This is a genomic window from Streptomyces sp. NPDC058000 (genome assembly GCF_042886435.1).
Classification (GTDB): domain Bacteria; phylum Actinomycetota; class Actinomycetes; order Streptomycetales; family Streptomycetaceae; genus Streptomyces.
This window is the reverse complement of sequence record NZ_JBHVQS010000147.1, coordinates 1-1,004: the sequence shown is the minus strand read 5'-3', so window position 1 is coordinate 1,004 and position 1,004 is coordinate 1. Positions and strand designations below refer to the sequence as shown.

The 1,004-nt window shown below is 70.4% G+C and carries 1 protein-coding gene and 1 pseudogene; one reads left to right on the top strand and one right to left on the bottom strand.

Annotated elements, in window-relative coordinates:
- A partial coding sequence (locus ACFVT2_RS43480) for a hypothetical protein (RefSeq protein WP_390028043.1) occupies window positions 1-721 on the bottom strand: 721 nt, incomplete at its 3' end.
- A gap of 107 nt (window positions 722-828) precedes the next feature.
- Between ACFVT2_RS43480 and ACFVT2_RS43475 the strand changes: the two are divergent.
- Window positions 829-1,004, top strand: a pseudogene (locus ACFVT2_RS43475) (tryptophan--tRNA ligase); the annotation flags it as partial.

The following is a 1,004-nucleotide window of genomic DNA, read 5'->3' as shown; positions in this document are numbered from 1 at the left end:
GCTCGCGCTGCACCACGGACACCGCGGCGATCAGTTCGGCCTGCTGGTCCGGCGGCACCTGCTGCGTCGGAAAGGCCGTGTCGCGTTCGAACGCGGTGTTGCGCACCCGCGACGGCTCGCGCTGGCCGTGGCCGGTGCCCAGTTGCGGTGCCGGGGCGGTGGAACCGGTCACCCGCACACGCTCCGTCGTCGAGGAGCGTGCCTGTGGGCGTGCCCTGGCATCGGCGGAGTCGGCCACGGCGGGGGCGGCTTCCCATGACACCCGCCCCGCCTCGCGGAACACGGCCACGCCGATCACGCCAATGTTGGCCGGGCGTCCGGTGCGGCCGGCGTAGCTGCGGTCCGGATCGGTGAACACGAACTGGGCGACCTCGTCGGCGGATTTGCGCCAGCCATGGATGTCGGTGGTCTGCCACGGGTTGAGCACGTAGCCGGTCTGGTGGGGCGCGGCCACCTCGCCGCTGATGGCATTCAGGCCATCGACCGAGAGCACCACCAGCACGCGCTCGGCGCTGCCGTTGCGCAGGCGCACGCTGTAACGGTGGCCCTGCTGGCCCGCGATCCAGCGCTGGCCGTCCTGGCGGTACTGGGTCAGGGCCTGGCCGCTGTCGCGGTCGATCACCGTCAGGTGGACCGGCCCGGTGTCGTAACGAAGTGGCAGCGCCGGCTTGAACCCGCACAGGGCCAGCACGGCAAGCAGGGGCAGGATCAAACGTTTCATGGCAGGGCTCCGCAGGGCAGGTGCACGATCAAACGCACGGGCCGGGCCAACGGGGTCGAGCGCGGGCAGGTAAACTGGGGCGGTTCATCTGTCCGCATTGATTCCCCATGACTACCCGCGTCCTTACCGGCATCACCCCCTCCGGCACGCCCCACCTGGGCAACTACGTCGGCGCCATCCGTCCGGCGATCACCGCCAGCCAGGCCTCGGAAATCGAGAGCTTCTTCTTCCTGGCCGACCTGCACAGCCTGATCAAGGCGCAGGAGCCCGAGCGCACCCAGCG